This window comes from Bacillus sp. FSL R5-0709 (assembly GCF_038004785.1).
GTDB classification, from domain to species: domain Bacteria; phylum Bacillota; class Bacilli; order Bacillales; family Bacillaceae_G; genus Bacillus_A; species Bacillus_A mycoides.
In genome coordinates, this window is record NZ_JBBORT010000001.1 from 4,738,363 (window position 1) to 4,763,252 (window position 24,890).

Below are 24,890 nucleotides of genomic sequence, written 5' to 3' on the forward strand. Positions count from 1 at the left end.
TTTTCATTATCTTTTATCTATTCGAGTCGTTAAACTATCACCAATCCACTGAATTAAAAATACAACGAGTAATACACAAATTGTCGCAACGATTGTTACATCGTTATTTCCACGCTGGAATCCCTCTAAGTAAGCAAGTGTTCCAAGACCACCAGCACCAACAACACCTGCCATTGCTGTATAGCCTACTAAAGCAATAGTCGTAACCGTAATACCAGATACTAACGCTGGTAACGATTCTGGAATTAACACCTTCAAAATAATTGTGCTTGTTTTTGCTCCCATCGCTTTTGAAGCTTCAATTACACCTTTATCAATCTCACGAAGCGCGATTTCAACCATTCTCGCGTAAAATGGTGCCGCTCCAATAATTAAAGCTGGCAGCGCTGCACTCGCTCCGAGTATTGTTCCAAGAAGAATCTTTGTGAACGGGATTAATAAAATAATTAAAATGATGAACGGTATAGAACGGAAAATGTTTACGAACGCTCCAATCACCGTATTAATCGCTTTATTTTCCCATAAATTATCTTTCGCTGTCATAAAGAGTAATAGTCCTAAAATAAGTCCTAAAACAAATGTGGCAAGTGCTGCGATTGCCGTCATATATAACGTTTCACCAGTTGCTTCTAACATTTGATTCCAATCAATATTTGCGATTAACTTATCCATGTGCAATCACCTCCAGCTCTACTTGATCTTGATGAATCCCTTCTATTGCTTGCTGGATCGCTGTTTCTTCACCATTTAAATGAACGACTAAACTTCCGTAAGATCCGTTATTCGTTTGCGCGATATTTCCTTGCAAAATGCTAACTTCTATATCACCGCGCTGCATTAACCTTTGAAGTACCGGTCTTTCTACCGCTTCACCGACAAACTGCAAACGAATTACTTTTCCATCTGGATACTTTTCTATTAAACTTTCAATCGTTTCATTTGTATCTTCAGAATCAGTTAACTGCTGTACAAATCGTTTTGTAATGTCTTGCTGTGGATTACGGAATACGTCAAGTACTGGACCCGTTTCTACGATCTTCCCTTTTTCCATTACAGCAACTCGATTACAAATTTTGCGAATAACGTGCATCTCATGCGTAATCAATACAATTGTTAAGCCGAGACGCTTATTAATATCTAACAATAAATCTAAAATTTGATCTGTCGTTTCCGGATCAAGAGCTGACGTTGCTTCATCACATAAAAGTACTTGTGGATTATTTGCTAACGCTCTTGCAATCCCGACGCGCTGCTTTTGTCCACCACTTAGCTGAGATGGGTACGCGTCTCCTCTTCCTTCTAATCCAACAAGATGAATTAACTCATCGACACGTTTTCTTCTCTCCGCCTTATCGACACCTGCAATTTCAAGTGGGAATGCGATATTTTCACGCACAGTTCGTGACCAAAGTAAGTTGAAATGCTGAAAAATCATTCCGATTTCTTGTCTTGCCTTACGAAGTTCATTTCCAGTAATCGCTGAAATCACACGATTCGCAATTGTAATTTGGCCAGAAGTTGGTTTCTCTAACTGATTAAACAATCTGATTAACGAACTTTTCCCAGCGCCACTATATCCAATAACACCAAATATTTCACCCTTATCTACTTTTAAGTTGGCGTTATCTACAGCAGTGACATCACCGCTTTTTGCCTTATATATTTTCTTTACATTTTCTAATAAGATCATGATGTTCACCCCTTTTTTGTTTGGATAGACTCCGCATTTTTTTATTTTTCATGCGTGTAGTCCATCGTTATAGCTCCTCTTATTATTTGAATGTCCTCCGCATTCAAACAACAAAAAACCTTTCCGCTTCTAGAGAAGCAGAAAGGTTTATATGCGTATATAACAACATTATCCCTCTCTCTCATCTCTCAAAGCATTTGCTTTGCAGGAATTGGCACCATTTCAACATAAGTTGACGGTTGCCGGGCTTCACAGGGCACAGTCCCTCCACCTCTCTTAATAAGAGAAATCAGATTAAATTTTCGTCTGATTTAAAATTTATGAAATTGTCTATATTTTATGAATTGAATTGTATCAATATCCACACGCTCTGTCAACAGAAATTTTCGTAAAAAAAGAAACTTCAGAATTTTAAGCTCCGACTGACATCGGTTTACATATATGAAACATCGATTCAACTAATAACATCGTTCGATACGTTCCAGAATATTGTACCCGTCCATCACTCATTAACTTTTGCAACCTCATATTTCCAGTCACTAACTTTTGTACATCCTCTTCCTCTAAACAAACGATTTGTTCCGTTCCTCTCGCCTCTTTCAAAAGTTCTATATAATCTCTTGAAATTTGTAACGAACAGCATTCATCTCCAAAACGAAAATTAACAGTTCTTTCTCCTTGCCTTAAAAGCGGTTCTAAATGATATTGACCATTAGCGTAATTTACAAATGATTGAAGCAAAGAATATAATTTCATCCTAAACCACATCCCTCATATCACTTTCTATTACATACCATTCCCTCTTATTAAAGGGCAATCCTGTTATTTTCGCTCGACAAATACTGTATCTATCACGCATGTCGACATATTTCCCAAGAAATATGTCGAGGCGGCAAAAACTTTGCCGCCTACTTTAATTCCGTATATAAATATTCAACCGAATGAAATGCATATATTTTCTTCATCAGTGTCCCATTTTCAAAAATAAGTAAACACGGTACACTTTCTATCCCATACTCTTTCGCTAAATGCGGGGCATAATTTAAATCTAACATTCCAATTTTCAAATCTTCAATCGTCATCTCAACGACCGTTAACATCTTCTTTGCCAATTGGCATGTTCCACACATTGGTGTATACACATATAACACTGTTTTTTCTTCATTTCCTATTAGGGCTGTAGCTTCGGCACCTGTCCAATCAATCACTTCTATCATTCCTTACCGTAAATATTCTGTATAAACGTCAATGTCTGCTCCCCATAATACATTTGCTAAATGTGAAGAAGGTGCAGTCGCCACCTCGCGATACGAGCGATCAATATAAATATGCTCTGCTTGCGGAAATTCTTTTCGGAATTGTTTCCTTAACTTTTCTCCTGCATCATCAGCATCCACTAGCACATATACGTCCTTATCAAAAAATTGATCAATGAGCTCATCCATTTTCGACAAACCAATTGTACCATTTGTACAAACAATTTCCACTGGTTCACGAATAATAGATTCAATCTTTCTTCTATCCGATTTACCTTCTACAATAATGACTTTTTCCACATAAATCATATGTCATCACCCGATCACCATATACTATACAACCTTTAACTTAGTATATAGTATATTCGTTATTTTCATGTTGTTTCCTGTTTATTTTTGCAAAAGAAAAGCGCAAGCGGCTCGCTCAGATTGTGAGGGGGATGGAGCTTCTGACGTAAAGGCGCTTTTTGCCTTGTAGGAAGAAGCGAAGCCACCGAACAATCTAGCCGCTGGAGCTGGACAATAACGAAAAGCGGAACCGACTGTTTAGCCCTGTTGGCTAAGGTTCTTTCGTACAGAAGACGCTTTTTGTCTTCTCGTACGGAAGGTTCTTAGACATGAAGGGCTAGGAGGTGGAGCTAGACAATGAAAAGCGCAAGCGGCTCGTTCAGAACAGGAGGGCATTGGAACTCCTGAACTAGAGGCGCTCTTTGCCTCAAGTGAAGGAGTGAAATGACCGACTGTTCTAGTCGCTGAAGCTGGATCATAACGAAAAGCGCAAGCGGCTTGCTCAGCATGAAGCCTCCATGAAAAAAGTTTTTCAAAAACGTTCTCCTACATAATAATTAATATATATGTTTTTAAATTCATTATGTACACAACATAAAAAAGGACAGCACAAAGGCTGTCCTTTTTCTTCGACTATAATTAGTCTTGGTTTGTCATTTCTGCATATTTTTCTGCAGTTAATAACTTCTCAACTTGGCTTGCATCAGAAAGTTCAACTTTAACCATCCATGCACCCTCGTATGGAGATTCGTTAACTAGTTCTGGTTGGTCACTTAATTCTTCGTTTACTGCTACAACTTTACCACTTACAGGTGCGTATAATTCAGAAACTGTTTTAACAGATTCTACGCTTCCGAATGGCTCGTCAGCTTGGATTGTTGCACCTACTTCAGGAAGTTCAACGAATACGATATCGCCTAACTCACCTTGCGCAAAATGAGTAATACCGATAACAACCGCATTACCTTCTGTTTTTACCCATTCGTGTTCTTCAGAGTAACGTAAATTATTTGGAATGCTCATGACTGTACCTCCAGTGAATGTATTAATTATGTAAAAATACCTTATTGGTACTTTTTCCACACACTTTCAAACTGCTCTTCGTTAAAACCAAGTGTTACACTCGTTCCATCTGTTACAATTGGACGTTTAATCAACATGCCATCAGATGCTAAAAGCTCATACATTTCGTCTTCGCTTGCATCCTTTAACTTATCTTTTAAACCAAGTTCGCGGTAACGCATTCCACTTGTATTAAAGAATTTTTTTAATGGTAATTCACTTTTCTCATGTAAATTACGTACATCTTCTTTTGACGGTGGATTTTCAACAATATGAATCATCTCATATGCTACATCGTTTGCCTCAAACCATTTCTTTGCTTTTTGACATGTGCCACATTTTGGATATGAATAAAATGTTACTGTCATAAATTCACCTACTTTTTTACTAACCTTTACCTTTATCATATAGAAAACATTTTATTATTTCAAACGATTATTCGCTAAACTTTTACTTATTTCGTGATAATTTTTAATAATCCTGCTAATTTTTCTTATTTTTCCGCCATTTATTAAGAAAAAATAAATATATAATTTTTTTAAATTTTTTCTCATCCCACGCCGAACATATATCTTAAACAAACGTTTGATTAATTTCATATTTTTCTACCTCAACCTTTGGAATACGTAGATTCTTTTATACCGAACATATACCTTAAACAAACGTTTGATTAATTTCATGTTTTTCTACCCCAACCTTTGGAATACATGAATTCTTCCATACCGAACATACCTCTTAAACAAACGTTTGATTAATTTCATGTTTTTCTATATCACCTTTGGAATACATGATTTTCTATACCGAACATATATCTTAAACAAACGTTTATCCCGCTATTTGCGGGCAGTAAGACTCCCACCTCGAAATTCGGCAAATGCGAGGAAGTTAGGTGGGAGATAACTGCCCGTAAAAGCCTGATTGGTGCGGGCTAATAATCAGTGGGGGGATGGACACCCCCCACTGATTAAAGTTTCACTTTATTTAAAAAATAAGAAGTCCTTTTACAGGCTCCTTCATCATCGACTTAAATAGTCCGAAATGGTTTGAAATACTACTATATACATATTATGAATACTTTCTTCTGTATTTCCACCATTCGATAAACCTACTCCCCATTGTTGTCCTTCGCTACTTCCAATATTTGCAAAACCTTGCGCATACATAGCATTTACATCTTTTCGTGCACTGTTATACTCTATCCCTTTTGTAATAAAAGTTGAATATGATTTATCTTGTAAACCAATAAAAAATACTGGTTTCTTTAGCGATGAAAATACATCTTTATACTGCTCTGTTGAAGCTTCTTGAAAGTGATCTTTCATTATTAGAAAACCATCCACTTCCTTAGCTTTCTTTTCCAATTCCTCTAACTTCACTTTTTCAAACTTTATATTTCTAAATGTATCTTTCGGCTTTTCACCAACAACTCCAATGACGAGTGCTCTCCCGTTATATTCTAAATTCTCTCCTTCTTTATCCTTTGCACACCCAGTACTCACTAGGCATAACAATATAAAAACTAAGAAATACAGTGAACGCTTCATATAGCACCCTCCCCCTCTTTTAAGTCAAGTGACAAAAATGTAAGGTGAATTCAAGAAAATGTAAGTAAAATCGATAGCCCAATTGGATTTTCTATATTATAATCAATTGAATTTATTTACATTACTAAAACATAGGAGATTATCATGAAGAAATTTAAACTTTCATCTCTTCTTCCGTTAAGTTATATACTTCTACTCGTACTCGTAAGTCCCCTTTACGATGTATTAAATAAATCTACTGTTCACGCAGTAGATGTCACAACTGTAGTAGATGATTGGATTCCATTTGTGAAAGCATTTATTATTCCTTACTTACTTTGGTTTCCATACTTATACGGTGCACTTATTTATTACTGTTTTGCTGATCGAAAGCAATATTATGTCACTTTAAGTAGTGTAATTCTTGGAAAACTTGCTTGTTTTTCGATTTATTTTTTTTGGCAGACAACTGTACCACGCCCAACCGTCGTTGGAACAGATGTATTTTCCGAACTAGTCCGCTATATTTATAGTATTGATCATCCAGTAAACTGCTTCCCAAGCATTCATGTCCTTACGACATTTGTAATTATGTTAGCTGCCTTTAAGCGTAGAGAACAGCATACTTTGGAATATTACATCCTTACTTTCTTCGGTACGCTTATTATTTTATCAACATTATTTACGAAGCAGCATGCATTTGTAGACGCCATTTCTGGAATGACGCTTGCAAGCGTACTTTACTTTGGCGTTCAGTTGTTATTAGCAAAAGAAACCGTACGTGTTCCAGTAAAACAAAATCAAAAAATGTAAAAAGCAGACTGTGGCTTCAGTCTGCTTTTCTCTATATTAAGGAGATTTTCAAATTAAGATTGTGGTACAGTCATGTCACCAGAATGAATACGACCTGCCTTTTTAAGAGCAATGTACAGTATATAAGAAACAGCTACTGGAATGATGATATAAGTGATTACCATCGCTGGGACAACTTCCCACCCTTGGCTGGAAATTAAATTAATTGGTGCGATAAGAGAGCTTAATCCAAGACCTGCAATTTCTTTTCCTGCTTCCAGTTGGAAAATTAGTGCCGATACTGGGCCAACTATTGCACTGGCGACGACAGTTGGGACGAGAATCATTGGATTTTTAGTAATGTTCGGCAACTGCACTTTTGGAGTACAAAGTGCCTGAGCTAATATGCCGCCTAAGTTATTTTCTTTCGCTGAAATAACAGAGAATCCGATAAATTGAGCAACACATCCTGCAAGTGCTGCACCGCCTGCAACGCCGTCTAAACTAAGTGCTATCGCTAAAGCAGCTGATGAAGCCGGAGAGATAAGTAACAATCCCCAAACTACAGCAATCACGATAGAAGCGATAAACGGGCTACCAGCTGAACTATCTTTAATGAATGCTCCAACTGTATTTAAAACTGGGCTAATATTTTGAGCTAACCAAATACCGACTAAACCAGAACCTAATATTGCTGCAAATGGAACGAGCATCATATCTAAAGCAGTTTTTCCACTTAATCGTTTACCAATATAAACTGCTAAAGTCGCTGTTAATAATGCACCGATTGGTTCACCTGTTTTAATGATGAGACCAGCTTCAGTAATTGAAATGGAACCTGCTCCAATTGCTCCAGCTACCATTGCTGAGAAAATTACGAGTCCGTTTGCACCGAGCATAAAGGCAATCCCTGCTCCAATTGCTGGTGCCATAAGTGATTTTGCAACAACTCCGATTGTAATAAGTAATGGGATATCAACAATTCTTCCTATATTTTCGATCAGTAAACCAATTCCAAGGGATACGAAAATACCCTGTGCGATTCCGGCTGAAGCTTTAAACACACGAGACATTATATATTCCTTCATTTGTTTCACCTTCTCCTATAATTTAGTAACCAATTGTTTTCACATAATCGCGTAAAACATCGTTTGATTTTGCAAAGCGACTTTCTTCATCTTCTGATAAGTTTAGTTCTACCACTTCTCTTATACCATCTCTAGTAATAATTGCTGGTACTCCTGTACAAATATCGTATTCGCCATATTCACCATCTAAAATGGCTGAAACAGCGATAACACGGTGATCATCATTGAAAATTGAGCGAGCAATATAAGCTAAAGAATTTCCGATTCCGTAATAAGTAGTTCCTTTGCGCTTATAAATTTCCCATCCAGCTTTTGCAGTCTTCTCAACGATTTCATCTAAATCTATTTCACCTAAGCGTTCTTTTTGTTCCTCTAAAATTTGCAGAATTGATTTTCCACCAACAGTTACGTGAGACCAAGCAACCATTTGAGAATCACCATGTTCTCCTAATGAATACCCATGAATACTACGAGGATCTACATGTAACATTTCAGATAAAATTGTTCTTAAGCGAGAAGAATCTAGTGATGTACCTGTACCAATCACACGATTTCTAGGTAATCCAGATAGCTTCCACACTTGATATGTAATAATGTCAACTGGGTTCGATGCGAGTAAGAAAATGCCATCAAATCCACTTTCCATTACGCCGCCAACAACACCCTCCATAATCTTAGCGCTGGCTCCTAAAGTGTCTAAACGACTTTGTCCAGGCTTCGGCGCTGGTCCTGCTGTAATAATAACAATGTCCATATCTTTGCAGTCTTCATAGCTTCCGGCATATACTTTTGTTCTTGTATTTGTAAAGTTAATGCAGTGCGATAAATCCATCGCTTCTCCAACTGCACGTTCATGATTTATATCAATTAACAATAGCTCTTCGCAAATCCCTTGGTTTACAATGGAATACGCACAGCTTGATCCAACTAATCCAGTACCGATAATTGCAATTTTTCTTGTGTTTCTATTCATAGCAATCTCTCCTAATTGATCATGTAGTCTATTTCTTTCGTTCTTTACACCCCTAATTATAGAGGTTCTCACGATAAAAACCATGGATACTTTGTGAAATATTGAGCAAAGTTTTTGTCCTTTTTGTGAATTGTTATATTACATTTTCATCATATTTGTTACAACCGGAAAAATATTTTTTATGTATTTATTGACATATACCAAACAAAAAAACGAGCGAATCCATTCGCTCGTTTCATTCATCACACTATTCCGCACTTAATTGACTTTTCAATTGCTGCACAATCATTGGATTAGCAGGTGCTGCCGGCTTGTAATAACTTTTTTGCTTTGCATATTCATACATATTACGTTGACGCATCTCATCTTGATTACGAATTTGAATTAACGTTTGATGTAACTGTTCGTTATCAGACTGAGAAATATAATTTGCATAACTTGTTAAACTTGAGTTTAACCCTGCTAAATAATCATTTACCATATCTTTTTCATTCATTTCTCTCTTCCTCCTATCCTAGAAAAGTCATTAATTGTTGTTTCGTATTTCGTGCATCTTGTGCATCCTTTTGTAGCATTTGCTTTAGCTGTGGGTCTGTACAAGCCTGTGCATACTGTTCCAATTTGTTAATAATCGTCGCATGACCACCAATTAAATGACGTAAATTTTCCACTTCAAGCTCTGTTAAATTTTGCATATAACATACCCGCCTTTCTTTGTTCATTCATCATTAGTATTTGGTTCTTTTTGGATTGTATTCATTAACTTTTCCCACATATAAACAAAATAAAAGATGAATAGCTAGGCCATTCATCTTTTCTGCTAAATATTCATTCAATTTTATAAAGAAACAATCATACTTATACTCACAAGTAGGTTCCATACAATATGTAAAATGATGCTAGGTACAATAGATTGTGTTTTCTTATATAACATAGCAAATACAATCCCCATAATCATTGCCGTAATCGGAAAACCACCATGAAGAATCCCAAAGATGAAGGAAGAAATAATGGTACCAACTAGAAAACTATATTTCTTTTCAAAAAATCGATACAAAATACCTCTATATAAAATTTCTTCTTTAATTGGTGTAATTATAGCAACACTTAACACATATATAATACTTTGTAGACTATTTTGAAGTCCTAAGCTCCCTAATTGATCTCGTTGCTGCTCTGCACTTTCAAAGTTAAACAACTCTAACATTACATACTGAGTTAATGCAATGATGATAAAACCTATTAATAAATACAAGTAGGTTTTCCCATTTTTTAAAACAGATACATCCCAAATGTTCTTAATAAAATGAAGCACTGGTTTATAAGCAAATAAAACAATAGTAACAACAGCTGCATCAAATAGAAGTAAATAATATCCCTCTAAATTAGCACGTAATACCTCTTCTCCAAAAATTCCAAGGGCTAAAGCAAGGAATAATCCCCCTAAGAGTGAGAACCCTAGAATGCTTGCAATCGTTACAAATAGATTTTTATATGTTATGTTATCTACTTCTCTTTCTGCATTATACGCGTCTAACACTGTTTTTCTCATACTATTCCTCCATTTGTTTTCATTCCCTTAACAAAAAACTATTAATATAAATATATAGATAATATAACAAGATTTTCAAAAAGAATAATATGCAATTTTACATATTATGAAAGCTTTGTATTATATAGTTTTTGGAACTAGATTACTATAGAATAATTATTAGATGGAATTCCAAAAATTTCTTATCTATCCACCATAACCCTCGCATCATATAAAACTTATTAATTAAAGGAGAAATGAACATGAAAACACATGACTTCCTTACAGAAATCCAGAAGGGCTCTGAACCTAATCCCTATCAAGACCCTATCGCATTTATTTTCGTTTGCTTTTCCTTAGCCATATACACATTTTTCAAACCTGCAAGATAATATCATTTAATGAGAAAAAGCCTACCGTTCTTTTGGAATCATATGCACTAAAAAACCTTAGAATCGCTTCTAAGGTTTCTGGCTATTCATACTCAAAACGCCATACTTATAAGTAACGAAAGAATTAATAATATAACTACCAATCCGCCGGTTACTCTTGCTATAAATTTCTTTTGTTCGCCCGCACTGGAAACGGTAAATCTGAAGTATAATATGCCACCCACCGCAATAAGAATACATTCCAATATGATACTAATAGCCGGAAATCGCCACAACCCAAAACCTAGCATAGGTAAGTCTCCGAAATTCCCTGGAAGTAGCGGCAAATCAGCACGGTGCACAAGTAAATCAAGAATCCAATGACTAAAAACTACAGCCCCAACAACAAAGCCACTCCGCTTGCCCCAAAACATCATACCCACCATTCCTGCAACAAAAGCAATAAACAGTGCTCCTATTAAAGAGTGTGAATAATCCGCGTGAATGATCGCTTCACCATAACCATTACTATTAATAGGTTCAATTGTCTCTACTCCTAAAACATAAAGCGGCAAAAAAATGACATCCAATAATTGTGTGCTTAACATGAGAGCCCAAAGTGGTAGTTTAGGTGACTTTGTTTTCACTACTGCCGCTAAGCCAAAATGTCCTGCAAACATTTCACTTCACATCCTTTTGTAATCTTGTCTCCAGCAAACCGCAGCCTACTATACAAAAAGCATGATCAGTAACAAATTCACGTTTTTTTGCTTCCTATTCAATCTCTCATTACATGTAATCCTTTAATAAACGTTTCCAATAATACATGTAAACTTGTATCTAAATCTAGCGGCAAACCAAATCCACCTTGCTGTTCAATCGACGCAAATCCATGACAAATACTTCTGAATCCACGTGTCGCATGAAGTGCATTCTCTCCTTCTAAGCCGTATTGTTGTAAAACATGAAGACAAAGCTTTACAATTCCGTCACCTGCTTTTCTTACTTCTTCATCTCGTAAAAAAGTTGCTTCATACAATCCAGAATGTTTACGTACGAATGCTACATACGCTTCTCCTAAAGCATGAATTGCTTCATCCATACGTTTACCCTCGGCCGCTTCTTCCAGTCTGTTATGCAGCTGTTTTATTCCGTACATACCAAGATTTTTCCGTACATCTTGTAAACCTTTCACATGATTGTATAGCGAGGGCGAACGTACCCCTAATCTTTTCGCTAATGAAGCTAACGTTACTTCTTGTATTCCATTTGTATCTGCAATCTCTGCCGCTGTTTCTACAATTTTCTGTAATGTAAGTCCGATTCTCGGTGACATAAATTAACCTTCTTTCCTACTTTCTATATTCCGCTTAGCTTCCTTAATAGCAAGTTTTATGACAGTGCCTGGATTCTTTATCATTTTCCCATGTCCTGCCGCAAGCAAGGAAGGCTCATATTCGCTTAACTTCTCTGCACTTTGTAATGATATTTCTTTGCTCCACGTTGCCATCGCAGGAAACGGAAACCAAAATTTCATTTGACCCGAAACAGCCATACCTCCTCTTGTTTGGAATGCATCCCCGACAATAAGAGCTTTATTTCGTACATCAAGAAACGACATGGATCCTGGCGTATGTCCCGGCGTCATAATCGCAAGAAGCGATCCAACTCGGTCGCCATCTTCTAATAAAACATCAGGTACCGTTTTTACCTTTTTAGGTACACCGCCTTTTATTGGTATATTCGGTTCATCCTCTTGTAACGTCGTATCTCCTTCTAACAGCTTTGCGTCCCGCTTAGAAATATAGACTGGAACATTAGGAAGTACTTCCTTTAATGCGTCTAGTGCACCGATATGATCATCATGCGCATGTGTTAATACAATCTTAGTAATGGGTTTCCCTATGTTCTCAGCCGCCTGTAAAATACCTTTTGCGCTATATGGCAAAGCCGCATCAATTAAAGTTAAACCATCTTCTTCCTCCACAAAGTAACAATTCACAGGAAACACTCTTGGTAAAAATGACAATTGATATACCGTTTTTTCATGTATCACTCTCATATTTCCAGCTCCCTTTCCGAAAAAACTAATGCTATTAGTTTTATTATACTAATGGCATTAGTTTTATGTCACTAAAAATTTCATTTTTGCAAAAAAAAAGAACAGTAGCCGTTTATACGACTACTGTTCTTTACAGCTATTAAACTGTGTAACGCTCATCTTCTAAAATTTTTGCAGCAATTTCACGCTTCTTCGGAATTACGTTAAGTGGTGTGTGGCGAGTTAATTTACGTAATGATGATAACATCATGCGCAGCATGTCGCCATTTTCAACTGCGATAAGTGTTTCTTTCGCATCTGCTTCGATTTCGTTGAATGCTTCTTGGCAGAATACTTCAGTGTATAACACTTTTTGTTTATTCTTTTCAAGACCAGTTGTTTTAATTGCTTTTTCTGTACGAAGAAGAGCTGATTCCATTGCGTAAAGATTGCTTACGATGTCAGCGATATTCACAAGAATTTCTTGCTCTTTATCTAATGCTTTACCGTATTTTTGAGCTGCTAATCCAGCTACCATTAAACCGATTTTCTTCGCGTTCTTTACTAAATATTTTTGAAGTGCTAATGGCTCATCGCCTACTTCTTCTGGCATCATCATCATTAACTCTTCTTGTAATTTTTGTGCTTTTTGTAGTAATGGTAATTCACCTTTCATCGCTTTACGTAAGAACGTACCTGGTACGATTAGGCGGTTAATTTCGTTCGTTCCTTCGAAAATACGGTTAATACGAGAATCGCGGTACATTCTTTCAATCTCGTACTCTGCCATAAATCCGTAACCACCGTGAATTTGAACACCTTCATCTACTGTATAATCTAACACTTCAGAACCGAATACTTTATTTAAAGAGCACTCGATTGCATATTCAGCAATAGAAGCTGCTACTGCTTTACCGTCTTTTACTTCTTCTTCAGATAATGTGCTCATGCGACTTTCGAATAAACCTACTGTACGATATACAGAGCTTTCAGCTGCATATGTTTTCGCTGCCATATTCGCAAGTTTCTCTTGAATTAATGGGAAGCGAGCGATTGGTTGTTTGAATTGTTGACGTTGATTTGCATATTGTGCTGAAATTTCTACTGCACGTTTCGCAGATCCAACTGTACCAACACCTAATTTATAACGACCGATATTTAAAATGTTGAACGCGATAATATGGCCTTTACCGATTTCACCAAGTAGGTTTTCTTTCGGTACTAACGCATCTTCTAAAATTAACGTACGAGTTGAAGAACATTTAATACCCATTTTCTTCTCTTCAGGGCTTGTAGATACACCAGCATAGTCTTTCTCTACGATAAATGCTGAGAAGTGCTCACCGTCTATTTTTGCGTATACGATAAATACGTCAGCAAATGCAGAGTTTGTAATCCATTGTTTTTCACCATTTAATACGTAATGCGTACCTTCTGCATTTAAACGTGCAGTTGTTTTTGCACCTAATGCGTCAGATCCTGAACCTGGCTCAGTTAATGCGTATGCCGCTAATTTTTCACCAGTTGCAAGTAGTGGTAAATATTTTTTCTTTTGCTCTTCGTTACCGAATAATACGATTGGTAAAGATCCGATACCAACGTGAGCACCGTGAGTGATTGCAAAACCACCAGCGCGCGAGAATTTCTCTGCGATTAACGCTGAGCTTACTTTATCAAGACCAATTCCGCCGTACTCTTCTGGTACGTCAGCGCCTAGTAAACCAAGTTCACCAGCTTCTTTTAAAAGACGCACAGAACGATCAAACTCGTGTTGTTCTAAATATTCAAGCTCCGGAAGAACTTCATTTACGATAAAGTCCTCTGTCGTTTTTGCAATCATTTTATGCTCAGATGAAAAATCTTCTGGCGTAAACACTTGATCAATTGTAATTTCCTCTACTAAAAAGCTACCGCCTTTAACCGCATTTCCTACTGTTTTTTCCATGAAAATTTCCTCCTTCATATTTTCATAAGCCGCTTTTCTCATTTTGAAAGAAGCTGGCTCTCATTTTTTTATAAACCTTTGTTGCTTCCATTCTTTGCTTTAGCGCCCTCACATTCTGAGCGAGCCGCTTACACTTTTTTTATAGTAATTCAAATACTCCCGCTGCTCCCATTCCGCCACCGATACACATTGTTACGATACCGAATTGTTGGTTGCGACGTTTCATTTCGTGAATAAGAGATAGTGTTAGTTTTGCTCCTGTACAGCCAAGTGGATGTCCAAGTGCGATTGCACCGCCGTTTACGTTTACTTTTTCTTCATCTAGACCAAGTTCACGAATAACTTGGATAGATTGAGAAGCGAATGCTTCATTTAGTTCAAATAGACCGATATCAGATAGCTCTAAACCAGCTAATTTTAACGCTTTCGGAATTGCAGCAATTGGGCCGATTCCCATTACTTCTGGTGGTACTCCAGCTACTGCGAATGAACGGAATTTTGCAAGTGGCTTCATGCCATCGCTCACTGCTTTTTCACGATCCATTAATAGTACAGATGCTGCACCGTCACTCATTTGTGAAGAGTTACCAGCCGTTACAGAACCGCGAACGTTAAATGCTGGACGTAATTTACCTAAAATGTCTAGCGTCGTCTCTGCTCTTACACCTTCGTCTTGTGCGAAAATGATTGTTTCTTCTTGCAGTTTGTTGTTTGATCCAACCGAGCGTAACGTCACATCTACAGATACTGTTTCATCCGCAAAGTTCCCTGCAGCTAATGCTTTCGCAGCACGTTGATGACTTCTTACTGCAAATGCATCTTGTTCTTCACGAGAAATTCCATATTTCACAGCAACTTGCTCTGCTGTATGTCCCATACCCATATAATATTCTGGAGCAGCTTCTACAAGGCGACTGTTCGGACGAACAACGTGCCCCATCATTGGAACTAAACTCATTGATTCCGCTCCGCCTGATAATACAGCTTCAGAGTGACCAAGCATAATGCGCTCTGCTCCGTAAGCGATACTTTGTAAACCTGAAGAACAGTAACGGTTAATTGTAATAGCTGGAACATCGTAAGAAAGTCCTGCTAGCCCGCCGATATTACGAGCCATATTTAAACCTTGCTCTGCTTCTGGCATCGCACAACCGAAAATTAAATCATCGATTGGTCCTTCATAATTCGCACGCTTTAACGTTTCTTTTACTACTAACGCCCCTAGATCGTCAGGACGAACTGTTTTTAATGAACCCCTCTTTGCTTTTCCAATTGGTGTTCTTGCTCCCGCAACAATGACAGCTTCTCTCATGAACGATATCTCCCCTCGTTATTAGTTACGTAATGGTTTTCCTTTTACAAGCATGTGCTGCATTCTTGCTTGTGATTTCATCTCACTTACTAAGCTAATAAATGCTTCACGTTCTACATCTAATAAATACTGCTCATCAACTTCTGTTCCGTACGGCACTTTTCCACCCGCAATGACATATGCCAGTTTCTTCGCAATGTGCAGATCATGTTCAGAAATGTAACCTGATAAATGCATTGCCTCTGCACCAAGTACAAGCGCTGCATATCCTGTCTCACCAACAACTGGTATCTTTTTGCGGATAGGTGCTTTATAACCTGCTTCATATAAAGAAAGTACTTTTTGTTTCGCATCATATAGTAAGTGATCACCATTCACACTAATACCGTCTTTATCGCCTAAGAAGTTGTTCGATACAGCTTCTTGTGCTGATGTAGAAACTTTCGCCATCGCTACAGATTCGAATACTTTATTCGCAACTTTTTGTAAGTCAAATTCTACACCGTTTGCCATTTTGTTTAAGTGTTTAATGTATAACTCTTTGTTACCGCCTCCGCCAGGGATTAAGCCAACACCTACTTCTACTAAGCCCATATAAGTCTCACTAGAAGCTTGAATGCTCGCTGCTGGTAAACAAACTTCTGTACCTCCGCCAAGCGTCATACCATATGGTGCCGCTACAACTGGCTTAGAAGAGTATTTAATTTTCGTCATTGCATCTTGGAAGTTTTTCACAACCAACTCAATTTCAAAGTAGTTGTCATCTTGTGCTTCCATTAAGATCATTGCTAGGTTCGCACCAACGCAGAAGTTCTTCGATTGGTTACCGATAACAAGACCTTTATAATTCTTTTCTACTTCATCAACAGCGTAGTTAATCATTTGCGTAATATCCATACCGATTGCATTGCTCTTCGAATGGAATTCTAAGCAAAGGATACCATCGCCTAAATCGATTAAGCTCGCTCCGCTATTTTTCTTTAATACGCCATTTTTCGCTTTTAATTGTTTAAGAGAAATTGCCTTTTTATTACGTTCGATTAGCTTATATTCGCCATTATCGTAATAGTAGCTATCTCCGTTATCGTGTTTGTAGAAAGTAGTGAAACCTTTCTCTAACATTTCTTTCACCCAAGTCGGAACAACTACGCCGTTTTCTTCCATCTTTTGAACGGACTTTTCAACGCCGATTGCATCCCAAACTTCAAATGGTCCTTGCTCCCAGCCGAAGCCCCACTTCATCGCTTGGTCAATTGCAACGATATCGTCAGCAATTTCTTTATGAAGTTTTGCAGAGTATAAAAGAGTTGGTGTGATGATGTTCCATAACAACTCTCCTGCGCGGTCTTTCGCGTATACAAGCGCTTTCAATTTATTCGATAAACCTTTTTCTTGTTTACTTAACTCGATAGATGCAGCTTTTAATTTTTTGCGAGCTTCGTATTCCATCGTTTCAGGATTTAGTTCTAAAATTTCTTTTCCTTGTTTTAAGAAGAAGCCTTGACCTGTTTTGCTTCCAAGCCATTTTTTATCAAGCATGTCATGCATGAAAGCTGGTACTTTAAATACATCACGCTCTTCTTCTTGTACGTTTTCATATACGTTATTTGCAACGTGTACGAATGTATCTAAACCAACAACATCTAATGTACGGAACGTTGCGCTCTTCGGGCGACCAATAAGTGGGCCTGTTACAGAATCAACTTCCCCAATGCTATAGCCGCGTTTTATCATCTCTTGAAGAGTTACTAATAAACCGTACGTACCGATGCGGTTTCCAATAAAGTTTGGTGTGTCTTTTGCGATAACAACGCCTTTTCCAAGAACGTCTTCGCCAAATAGTTTCATGAAGCTTAATACTTGTGGATCAGTTTCTTTCGTCGGTATTACCTCTAGAAGTTTTAAATATCGTGGTGGGTTAAAAAAGTGTGTTCCTAAGAAGTGTTTCTGGAAGTCGTCTGAACGACCCTCTGCCATTTTTTCAACGGAAATGCCTGATGTATTTGAGCTCACAATTGAGCCTGGTTTACGAACAGCATCTACTTTTTCAAATAGTTTCTTCTTTATATCTAAGTTTTCAACTACTACTTCAATAATCCAATCTACATCAGCTAGACGCTCAAGATCATCTTCTAAGTTACCTGCTTCAATCAGTGCTAAATTTCCTTTCACTGTCAGAGGAGCTGGTTTTTGCTTTAATAGTTTTTGCACAGCCGTATTACTAAAACGATTTCTCACACTTTTATGTTCTAATGTAAGTCCCTTCGCCTCTTCTTCTTTCGTAAGCGCAGGTGGTACAATATCAAGCAATAATGTCGGAATACCAATATTAGCTAAGTGTGCCGCAATTCCTGAACCCATTACGCCTGAACCTAGAACAGCAGCCTTTTTAATTTGGAACATCCATTTCTCCCCCTATTCTTGAATGAATGCTCATTCAATTTTTCGACATGAGTCGCAATCAATGAGTGAGCCTCTACTAATAAATATATGATACAGTTTGAATTTTCGCAATATATTTATTGATAAAATTTTCTGAAATAAATATATTTCTTTCATTTGGCTATGCTATACATGTGTATTTTCTTCATTAAAATGCACTTTTCCTTTTTATAATCTGACGAAACTGGAGGAATATATATGGCAAAACTTAAGAAGAACCCTTCAAAAGCTGGAATTAGCGCAGCAAGTGTAACTGGAAATGCAGGTCCGCATAATCACAGTGTTGAAAAAGGGCGTCAAAGTAATAACCAACAATATAAGAAGCATAATATGGGCGAAAAATAACGCTATATTTTTGGGCAGAGGACGTGGCATAATGATTAATGGCTGCTTTTTCTGCCCAATTTATTTGTACATATGGAAAACAAAAGAGGGAACGACGATGAAACGAACAATAATTATGATTGTAATGATTGCCACACTATTTACAGGGATGATTTTCTTCTCTTATGCACAAAGGCAACAAGTTGTAAGAGCAGATCAGCCTAACATTACTGGGCAATACGGGATTACAATCGATGCAGACACAGGTGAAATTTTGTATGGAAAACGGGAAGATGAACGCTCTTATCCGGCTAGTATAGGGAAAATGATGACTACCTTACTCTTACTAGAAAATGTGAAAGAAGATGAAGAAATTACGGTTACAGAGAATGCGATTAAAACGGAAAGTCAAAGTAAGAAGATTAAGCTTCGCGCTGGTGAAAAATTAAAACGTGATGAGGCATTAAAACTTATGCTTATTATTAGTGCAGACCCAATCGCTGAGTCAATTGCAGAACATATCGCAGGATCAAAAAATGAGTTTGTGAAAATGATGAACGCTAGGGCGAAGGAACTTGGGACAAAACATGCGACTTTCAAAAACGCAAGCGGTGCTGATGCACTTGGAAATAAAGTATCACCTTATGATATTGCTATTATTACGAAAGAATCCTTGAAGTATCCGATCGTTTTAGAATATATGAATTCAATACATACAACACTACATACTTCAGAGCGTTCTCCGAAAATCGCAAACTATGGACGGGAAGAACTATATGATGATCCATATGCGATTGGAAGTAAAAGCGGTTTATCAGCACTCGGAAAATACACAGTCGTAACAGTTGATGAAAAAGACGGTAAACGCGTCATTAACGTCGTGTTATCTTCTACTCGTACGCAGCTATATCCTGATACGAAGAAAATGTCACACTACGCATTTCAGCAATTAAAATAACCAAGGAGTATTTTCTCCTTGGTTATTTTTTGATCATACCTTTTAATACGAACGCAACGTTTGCTGGACGTTCTGCTAGACGGCGCATGAAATAGCCATACCAGTCGTTTCCATAAGGCACGTAAACGCGCATTTTGTAACCTTCTTTTACTAGCTCAAGTTGACGCTCTGTACGAATACCAAATAACATTTGGAATTCAAATTGATCCCTTGGAATGTTGTGTTCTTCCGCAAGTTTTTTCGTATATTCAATAATCGCTTCGTCATGTGAAGCAATTGCAGTGTAATTTCCATTTAATAAGTGCATTTTAATAATTTTTTTATAATTGTCATCTACATCTTTCTTTTCTGGGAACGCTACTTCTTCAGGTTCTTTATAAGCTCCTTTTACAAGACGTAAATTAGGACTATAAGCATTTAATTCTTCCATATCTTTTTCTGTACGATATAAGTAAGCTTGAATAACTGTACCAATATTATCGTACTCAGATTTTAACTGTTTAAAGATATCAATTGTTTTTCCGCAGCGCGTATAGTCTTCCATATCAATTGTAATAAACACATCATTTTCTTTTGCAGCTTCTAAAATACGGCGCATATTGTTCATTACGATTTCGTCAGAAATATCTAATCCCATAGAAGTCATCTTTAAAGAAAGCTGCGAATTAAGACCTTCTCTTCCAATTGCACGAATCGCTTCAATCGATTCGCTAGCCATTTCATTTGCTTCCGCTTCGTTATCAACGAATTCACCTAAATAATCGATTGTTACACAAAGACCTTGCTTATTTAATGCTTTAATTGCAGCTGTCGCTAATTCAATCGTTTCCCCTGCGACGAAGCGACCTGCACCAAAGCGTAAACCGTACTTTTTAGCCAGTTTTGTTAGCGCTTTATTTTTAGATAAGAAAAGAAACGAATTTCGCATTAATTGTTCCATGTAATTCACCCCTACGACTATAATTTATCTGTTTTTTACCCCTCTTCAAAATTATATCATTGTTTAAAATTATTTGATACAAATAATTATTTAGATAATTTATAAAATACTATCAAAACATTTAAAACTCTATATTCTCGTTTGTAAATATGAAGAAAACATTTTTCGACATTCAGAAAAAACGGGTTTACTAGGGAAAAAATGAGCATGCCGAAAATATTCGACATGCTCACAAAACCATTTATATTTCATGTAAATTATATAAGGATATTAATAACAAAAACTTGAGGTAACATTATCTCAAGCCTTCTTACTTCTCATTTCGCTTCTCATCATTCAGCTTTTTAATATTCGTAATTAACTGTACCATCTCTTCTTTTGCATCTGGATACGTCTCATTCCAATGTTTCACTAAAGCTGGCATCGTCTTAGCCATATAAGAATAAAGTGCCCATTTCTGTACCTGCTCTTTTCGCTCTTCGTTGCTCTCTCCAAGTAATAGTTCCGTGTATTTCTCTAGCAAGCCATCAAACTGCTCATTAAACTTTTCACTCATCTTATTTTCCTCCTATATGAAAAAAGCAGCGAAGATCGCTGCTTTTTCTTATAATTTTGATTGAACAGAGTTTAATTTCTTCTCCATCGTACTTACTTTATCACGGCGATCATCGATACGAATTGTTGTCGCAACGCGCTGTGCACCTTTCGTGTATGGAACTTCATGCATTTGTTGAATGACTTCTAAAATGACAGGAAGATCTCCTTCAATTACTGTATTCATCGGTGTTAATTGATACTTCACGCGATCAGCATTTTTCTCTAGTACCTTTTGTACTTCTGCTACATATTCACTAACACTTGGATTACCTGTTCCTACTGGAATAATCGATACATCAACAATTGCCATAATAATCTTCCTCCTATTACTGCTTCTTATATATCCATTGTCTATTTTACCGAAATTCTCATCATTTTACTAATACGTTACTCTTCTACTTTAAACTGCTCAATCAATTTTTCTAAGTCCTGCATATTCTCTGTCAAACTTTCCATCGTATGAGCTACTTTTTCTAAATGATTCACTTGTGACTCAGTTGCTGCATTTACCTCTTCAGAAACAGCCGCACTCTCTTGACTCGTGCTAGCAATTGTTTGCATAACTTCTGTAATTTCTTCTTGCTCGTGACCTATGTTATTTACCTCTTCTACAATTTTTTCAACTGAGGTACTAATAGTATTTACAACTGACATAATTGTGCGGAATTCTGTCTCCGCCTCTGTCGTAACTTTATTTTGTATATCCGCAATGTCTTTCAATTTACTTACAACTTCTACAACTCGTTTTACTTCTAACTGCACATCGCTAATCATTATTGTAATCTCACCCGTTGCCTCTTTTGATTGTTCAGCTAATTTCCGAACCTCTTCCGCAACAACAGCAAAGCCCTTACCTTGCTCACCTGCACGTGCTGCTTCAATTGAAGCGTTTAAAGCCAGTAAATTCGTTTGATCCGAAAGACCTTTTATAAGTTCTACCACATTTTGAATCGATCCAACCCTTTGCTCTAACTTACCGGACGCTTCTTCCGTATGAACAACGATAGAAGATGATTGTTCTCTTGTACGAACTAAATTTCGCATCGTATTGAGTCCCTGCTTAGACGCTTCTTCCGCCTTACCAGTCACTCCCTTTATTTCACCAACGGAACTATTCATTTCTCCCATCGACTGCGCCATATTTTCAAGTTGCGCTGAAACCTCCTCTACACTATTAGCAAGAGTAGACGCGCCTCCGCTCACATCATCCATTGCACCTGAAACTTCTCTACTAGCTGCTACAGTTTCATTCGTTAAATAATGCAGATTGTGAGTCGATTTCTGTACTGTCGATACACTATTTTTAATTTTACTTACCATTTCATTCATTTGCTCAACCATATGATTAAAATGATTTGTCAGTTCTCCAACTTCATCCTTACTTGTCACTTTCATTTGCAACGTTAAGTCACCTTCTGCTACTTTTTGAACGTGATTTGTTAATAGTTGCAATGGTCTTGCTAATCTTCTTGAGAATACATATGAAGCTAATATTCCAATCAATAAACTTATACATGCCATTATAATAACTGTATTTCTTGTTTCTATTAGTAAGTTATCAATGGACTCTTTCGGATATACAATCCCGATTTTCCATTTCATCTTATCAAACAATTGACTATAGGCTACTACATCTTTGCCACCTAATGTCGCCGCCGCAAATTTCGTTTCATCTTTATTTAAACTTTTAACAAGTGGTTCTTTCGAAACATCTTTTCCTACTTTCTCCGGGTACACAATGGCGATATTTTTATCATTTATAACAAACATTTCTCCGCCATTATTATATTGAATATTATGGAGTAGCTTTTGAATCGTTCCTAGTGATACATCCATTGCTACAACGCCTAACACAGAACCATCTTGTCCGACAATGGCTTTTGAAACTCCAATACTTAACTTCCCCGTCGCGATTTCATATTGTGGTTCTCCCCAAATAGTCGATTCTGTAGCTGCTTCTGACGCTTTATACCAAGGGCGACTCGTCGGATCATATCCTTCTGGAACTGTCCCACCATCTGCAAGATTTGCACTCAACGTTTTTTTATCTTTCGTCCCAATGTAGACATCTAAAATATCAGGATGATTCTTTTTAAACCTTGAAAATTCCTTTAAAATAAAACTCTCTTCTTCTGGAGTAACCCCATCTTGTAGCATGTTTTGAATATCATCATGAGATCCATAATGACCCATATCTTCTTCAATTCGCTGCATAAATGCAGTTAACTGCTCTGTCACAAGATCCATCGTATTTTCAGAATACTGGTCTAAGGAGTGCGTTTCTTTCTCTTTTTGCAATTGATACACAGCTGTACCTAATATTACAAACATCATAGAAATAAGTACCGAAAATACTACTGCAATTTTTAAACGTAAACTTCCCAACATATTCCCTCAAGCATCCCCTTCTCGGTAAAATTCAATCGTATTAATCACTATATTAAGTATAATAGATAAATCAGAAAGCTCAATCCATATAGTTTAAAAAATTGAAATTTATTCTCATTTCAATCAACCTACTTGTTATCTCAACACTTGTGTAAAAACAAATAGTTCATTATCCTTAACATATAATCTCATTCGTTCGGAGGGAACTATGCTACAAAAATTCGGTTTCTCACAATATGAAAGCCAAGCTTATGAAGTTGTCGTATCAAGCAATGACCCATTAGATGCAACAACTATCGTTAAACATTCAGGTGTTCCAAAAGCAAAAATATACGAAGTGTTAGCACGACTCATTGATAAAGGGATGGTAATGGATTCTGTTTCTGAAAAGAAAAAATTGTATACAGCATTACCACTCAAGCTAGCAATTGAAAAGTTAACGACAGAATTCCAATCTAATATTAAAGAACTTGAAAATAATATTTCTAAAAAATCATTTACAGATGACCGCGTTTGGAGTTTAAAAATGCAGTCTTCTATTAAAGTACAAAGTAGGCAACTTATAGAAGATGCGAAAGAATCCATACGCATCTCCGCATGGAACGATACCCTTTTAGAATATCTTCCTTTACTAGAACAAAAAGAAAAACAAGGCGTCCAAGTCGAGTCCCTCATAGTTGGAAAAGTGGAAACTGACTTAGAAAACATGCATTTTTTAATCCCAGCTCAAGAACCTAACGCATTAGAGCGTTATTTACTACTCATCGTTGACGATAGTGAAATTTTATTTGCTGGTGTAGAGCAAGAATCATGGCAAGCGATGAAAACAATGTCACAACCTTTCGTGAAGTTCTTTACGGAGTTCTTCTATCATGACGTTGCACTTGCGAAGATTACAGAGAAGCACCATGATCTCTTTATGCAGGATGAGGAAATTAAGGAATTGTTGATGAAGTTGAGATATTAACAAATCCAAAAATCGATTCTACCATTTGAATAGATAATATAATTTTCCATACAAAAAAAGCTGTATCAAACGGAGTTTTACATACTCATTTGGTACAGCTCTTTTTTACGCTTTCACTAATTCAATTTTATGTAGTTGGTTTTTCGGATGGTTTTGATTTGTAAATACAGAACGTTCATTTCACGACTTCTTTTTGCTCCTTTATCTCCATCAAAAGCTCAATAATCTTCTCATTTTGCTCTACTTGTTTCTCAGAATTTTGATAGATGAAACGAATCCATCTAAATACAAAAATAATAAGAAATAATGGGACTAAAGAAATTAGAAAACCAATAATTGAAAAATTAGACTCCATATACTATCACCTCGCTATATACTCCCTTCTCCATTTCTCTACTAACC

Annotated in this window: 28 protein-coding genes and 1 riboswitch; of the genes, 4 read left to right on the forward strand and 24 right to left on the reverse strand. The window is 36.9% G+C overall.

Translation table 11 applies throughout. The features are described from left to right. Positions 1-6: 6 nt before the first annotated feature. The 8 genes from MKX37_RS24500 to MKX37_RS24535 form a co-directional block, all read right to left on the reverse strand. Positions 7-672, reverse strand: a complete 666-nt coding sequence (locus MKX37_RS24500) for a methionine ABC transporter permease (protein WP_002129754.1) — start codon at positions 670-672, stop codon at positions 7-9. Further along, positions 665-1,690, reverse strand: a complete 1,026-nt coding sequence (locus MKX37_RS24505) for a methionine ABC transporter ATP-binding protein (protein ID WP_002015938.1) — start codon at positions 1,688-1,690, stop codon at positions 665-667. The genes MKX37_RS24500 and MKX37_RS24505 overlap by 8 nt, the downstream gene beginning before the upstream one ends. Positions 1,691-1,868: 178 nt before the next feature. Then, positions 1,869-1,976: riboswitch (SAM riboswitch) on the reverse strand. Positions 1,977-2,101: 125 nt separating this feature from the next. Then, positions 2,102-2,446, reverse strand: coding sequence for a hypothetical protein (locus MKX37_RS24510; RefSeq protein WP_002015939.1), 345 nt, complete (start codon positions 2,444-2,446; stop codon positions 2,102-2,104). A 152-nt stretch (positions 2,447-2,598) separates the two neighbouring features. Further along, on the reverse strand, positions 2,599-2,907 hold the full coding sequence (locus MKX37_RS24515; RefSeq protein ID WP_002015940.1) for a thioredoxin family protein: 309 nt from the start codon (positions 2,905-2,907) through the stop codon (positions 2,599-2,601). A 3-nt stretch (positions 2,908-2,910) separates the two neighbouring features. Continuing rightward, positions 2,911-3,255 carry a toprim domain-containing protein gene (locus tag MKX37_RS24520; protein ID WP_000640865.1) on the reverse strand — a complete coding sequence of 115 codons (345 nt, stop codon included), beginning with the start codon at positions 3,253-3,255 and terminating at the stop codon, positions 2,911-2,913. 618 nt (positions 3,256-3,873) lie between these two features. After that, positions 3,874-4,257, reverse strand: a complete 384-nt coding sequence (gcvH, locus tag MKX37_RS24525; RefSeq protein WP_000026895.1) for a glycine cleavage system protein GcvH — start codon at positions 4,255-4,257, stop codon at positions 3,874-3,876. A 41-nt stretch (positions 4,258-4,298) separates the two neighbouring features. Beyond that, positions 4,299-4,664 (reverse strand): arsenate reductase family protein, encoded by a 366-nt coding sequence (locus tag MKX37_RS24530; RefSeq protein WP_002124230.1) that lies wholly within the window; start codon positions 4,662-4,664, stop codon positions 4,299-4,301. A 648-nt stretch (positions 4,665-5,312) separates the two neighbouring features. Further along, complete coding sequence (locus MKX37_RS24535; protein ID WP_078422097.1) at positions 5,313-5,840, reverse strand: hypothetical protein; 528 nt, start codon at positions 5,838-5,840, stop codon at positions 5,313-5,315. Positions 5,841-5,984: 144 nt separating this feature from the next. Here MKX37_RS24535 and MKX37_RS24540 point away from each other — a divergent pair, with 144 nt between their 5' ends. Beyond that, complete coding sequence (locus tag MKX37_RS24540) at positions 5,985-6,632, forward strand: phosphatase PAP2 family protein (RefSeq protein ID WP_002129758.1); 648 nt, start codon at positions 5,985-5,987, stop codon at positions 6,630-6,632. 53 nt (positions 6,633-6,685) lie between these two features. Here the strand turns inward: MKX37_RS24540 and MKX37_RS24545 are convergent, their stop codons facing one another. The 11 genes from MKX37_RS24545 to MKX37_RS24595 all read right to left on the reverse strand — a co-directional run bounded on the left by MKX37_RS24545 (position 6,686) and on the right by MKX37_RS24595 (position 18,275). After that, positions 6,686-7,699: a PTS transporter subunit IIC gene (locus tag MKX37_RS24545; RefSeq protein WP_002089394.1), complete on the reverse strand. Its 1,014-nt coding sequence runs from the start codon at positions 7,697-7,699 to the stop codon at positions 6,686-6,688. Positions 7,700-7,721: 22 nt separating this feature from the next. Continuing rightward, positions 7,722-8,672 (reverse strand): L-lactate dehydrogenase, encoded by a 951-nt coding sequence (locus MKX37_RS24550; protein ID WP_438263245.1) that lies wholly within the window; start codon positions 8,670-8,672, stop codon positions 7,722-7,724. A 247-nt stretch (positions 8,673-8,919) separates the two neighbouring features. Next, entirely contained in the window at positions 8,920-9,168 is a 249-nt protein-coding gene (locus MKX37_RS24555; protein ID WP_002015950.1) for a spore coat protein, read from the reverse strand. A gap of 13 nt (positions 9,169-9,181) precedes the next feature. Next, on the reverse strand, positions 9,182-9,367 hold the full coding sequence (locus MKX37_RS24560; protein WP_001180552.1) for a hypothetical protein: 186 nt from the start codon (positions 9,365-9,367) through the stop codon (positions 9,182-9,184). A gap of 143 nt (positions 9,368-9,510) precedes the next feature. Next, a complete protein-coding gene (locus MKX37_RS24565) occupies positions 9,511-10,224 on the reverse strand; it encodes a CPBP family intramembrane glutamic endopeptidase (RefSeq protein WP_002129764.1) in 714 nt (237 codons plus the stop codon). Positions 10,225-10,687: 463 nt separating this feature from the next. Next, entirely contained in the window at positions 10,688-11,254 is a 567-nt protein-coding gene (locus tag MKX37_RS24570) for a hypothetical protein (protein WP_002129765.1), read from the reverse strand. A 98-nt stretch (positions 11,255-11,352) separates the two neighbouring features. After that, the gene (locus MKX37_RS24575; RefSeq protein ID WP_002129767.1) at positions 11,353-11,910 is read right to left on the reverse strand and encodes a TetR/AcrR family transcriptional regulator; all 558 of its coding nucleotides are present in this window, start codon (positions 11,908-11,910) and stop codon (positions 11,353-11,355) included. A 3-nt stretch (positions 11,911-11,913) separates the two neighbouring features. Continuing rightward, positions 11,914-12,636, reverse strand: coding sequence for an MBL fold metallo-hydrolase (locus MKX37_RS24580; protein WP_002129770.1), 723 nt, complete (start codon positions 12,634-12,636; stop codon positions 11,914-11,916). Positions 12,637-12,775: 139 nt separating this feature from the next. Then, on the reverse strand, positions 12,776-14,560 hold the full coding sequence (locus MKX37_RS24585) for an acyl-CoA dehydrogenase family protein (RefSeq protein WP_002089410.1): 1,785 nt from the start codon (positions 14,558-14,560) through the stop codon (positions 12,776-12,778). A gap of 139 nt (positions 14,561-14,699) precedes the next feature. Further along, a complete protein-coding gene (locus tag MKX37_RS24590; protein WP_001206332.1) occupies positions 14,700-15,872 on the reverse strand; it encodes an acetyl-CoA C-acetyltransferase in 1,173 nt (390 codons plus the stop codon). 21 nt (positions 15,873-15,893) lie between these two features. Next, the gene (locus MKX37_RS24595) at positions 15,894-18,275 is read right to left on the reverse strand and encodes a 3-hydroxyacyl-CoA dehydrogenase/enoyl-CoA hydratase family protein (RefSeq protein WP_078422096.1); all 2,382 of its coding nucleotides are present in this window, start codon (positions 18,273-18,275) and stop codon (positions 15,894-15,896) included. A 237-nt stretch (positions 18,276-18,512) separates the two neighbouring features. Here MKX37_RS24595 and MKX37_RS24600 point away from each other — a divergent pair, with 237 nt between their 5' ends. Then, a complete protein-coding gene (locus MKX37_RS24600; RefSeq protein WP_002129775.1) occupies positions 18,513-18,659 on the forward strand; it encodes a YuzL family protein in 147 nt (48 codons plus the stop codon). A 97-nt stretch (positions 18,660-18,756) separates the two neighbouring features. Then, positions 18,757-19,596, forward strand: a complete 840-nt coding sequence (locus tag MKX37_RS24605; RefSeq protein ID WP_078422095.1) for a D-alanyl-D-alanine carboxypeptidase family protein — start codon at positions 18,757-18,759, stop codon at positions 19,594-19,596. Positions 19,597-19,618: 22 nt separating this feature from the next. Here MKX37_RS24605 and MKX37_RS24610 read toward each other — a convergent pair whose 3' ends face one another. The 4 genes from MKX37_RS24610 to MKX37_RS24625 form a co-directional block, all read right to left on the reverse strand. Next, a complete protein-coding gene (locus MKX37_RS24610; protein ID WP_078422094.1) occupies positions 19,619-20,536 on the reverse strand; it encodes a proline dehydrogenase family protein in 918 nt (305 codons plus the stop codon). A 310-nt stretch (positions 20,537-20,846) separates the two neighbouring features. Further along, complete coding sequence (locus MKX37_RS24615; protein ID WP_001290599.1) at positions 20,847-21,092, reverse strand: YusU family protein; 246 nt, start codon at positions 21,090-21,092, stop codon at positions 20,847-20,849. 48 nt (positions 21,093-21,140) lie between these two features. After that, on the reverse strand, positions 21,141-21,443 hold the full coding sequence (locus MKX37_RS24620) for an MTH1187 family thiamine-binding protein (RefSeq protein ID WP_002089423.1): 303 nt from the start codon (positions 21,441-21,443) through the stop codon (positions 21,141-21,143). 77 nt (positions 21,444-21,520) lie between these two features. Further along, positions 21,521-23,521 carry a methyl-accepting chemotaxis protein gene (locus MKX37_RS24625; protein ID WP_078422093.1) on the reverse strand — a complete coding sequence of 667 codons (2,001 nt, stop codon included), beginning with the start codon at positions 23,519-23,521 and terminating at the stop codon, positions 21,521-21,523. Between the two features lie 208 nt (positions 23,522-23,729). Between MKX37_RS24625 and MKX37_RS24630 the strand changes: the two genes are divergently transcribed. Beyond that, positions 23,730-24,488 carry a TrmB family transcriptional regulator gene (locus MKX37_RS24630; RefSeq protein ID WP_002034606.1) on the forward strand — a complete coding sequence of 253 codons (759 nt, stop codon included), beginning with the start codon at positions 23,730-23,732 and terminating at the stop codon, positions 24,486-24,488. Between the two features lie 175 nt (positions 24,489-24,663). Here the strand turns inward: MKX37_RS24630 and MKX37_RS24635 are convergent, their stop codons facing one another. Beyond that, a complete protein-coding gene (locus tag MKX37_RS24635) occupies positions 24,664-24,843 on the reverse strand; it encodes a hypothetical protein (protein ID WP_078422092.1) in 180 nt (59 codons plus the stop codon). Between the last annotated feature and the right edge of the window lie 47 nt (positions 24,844-24,890).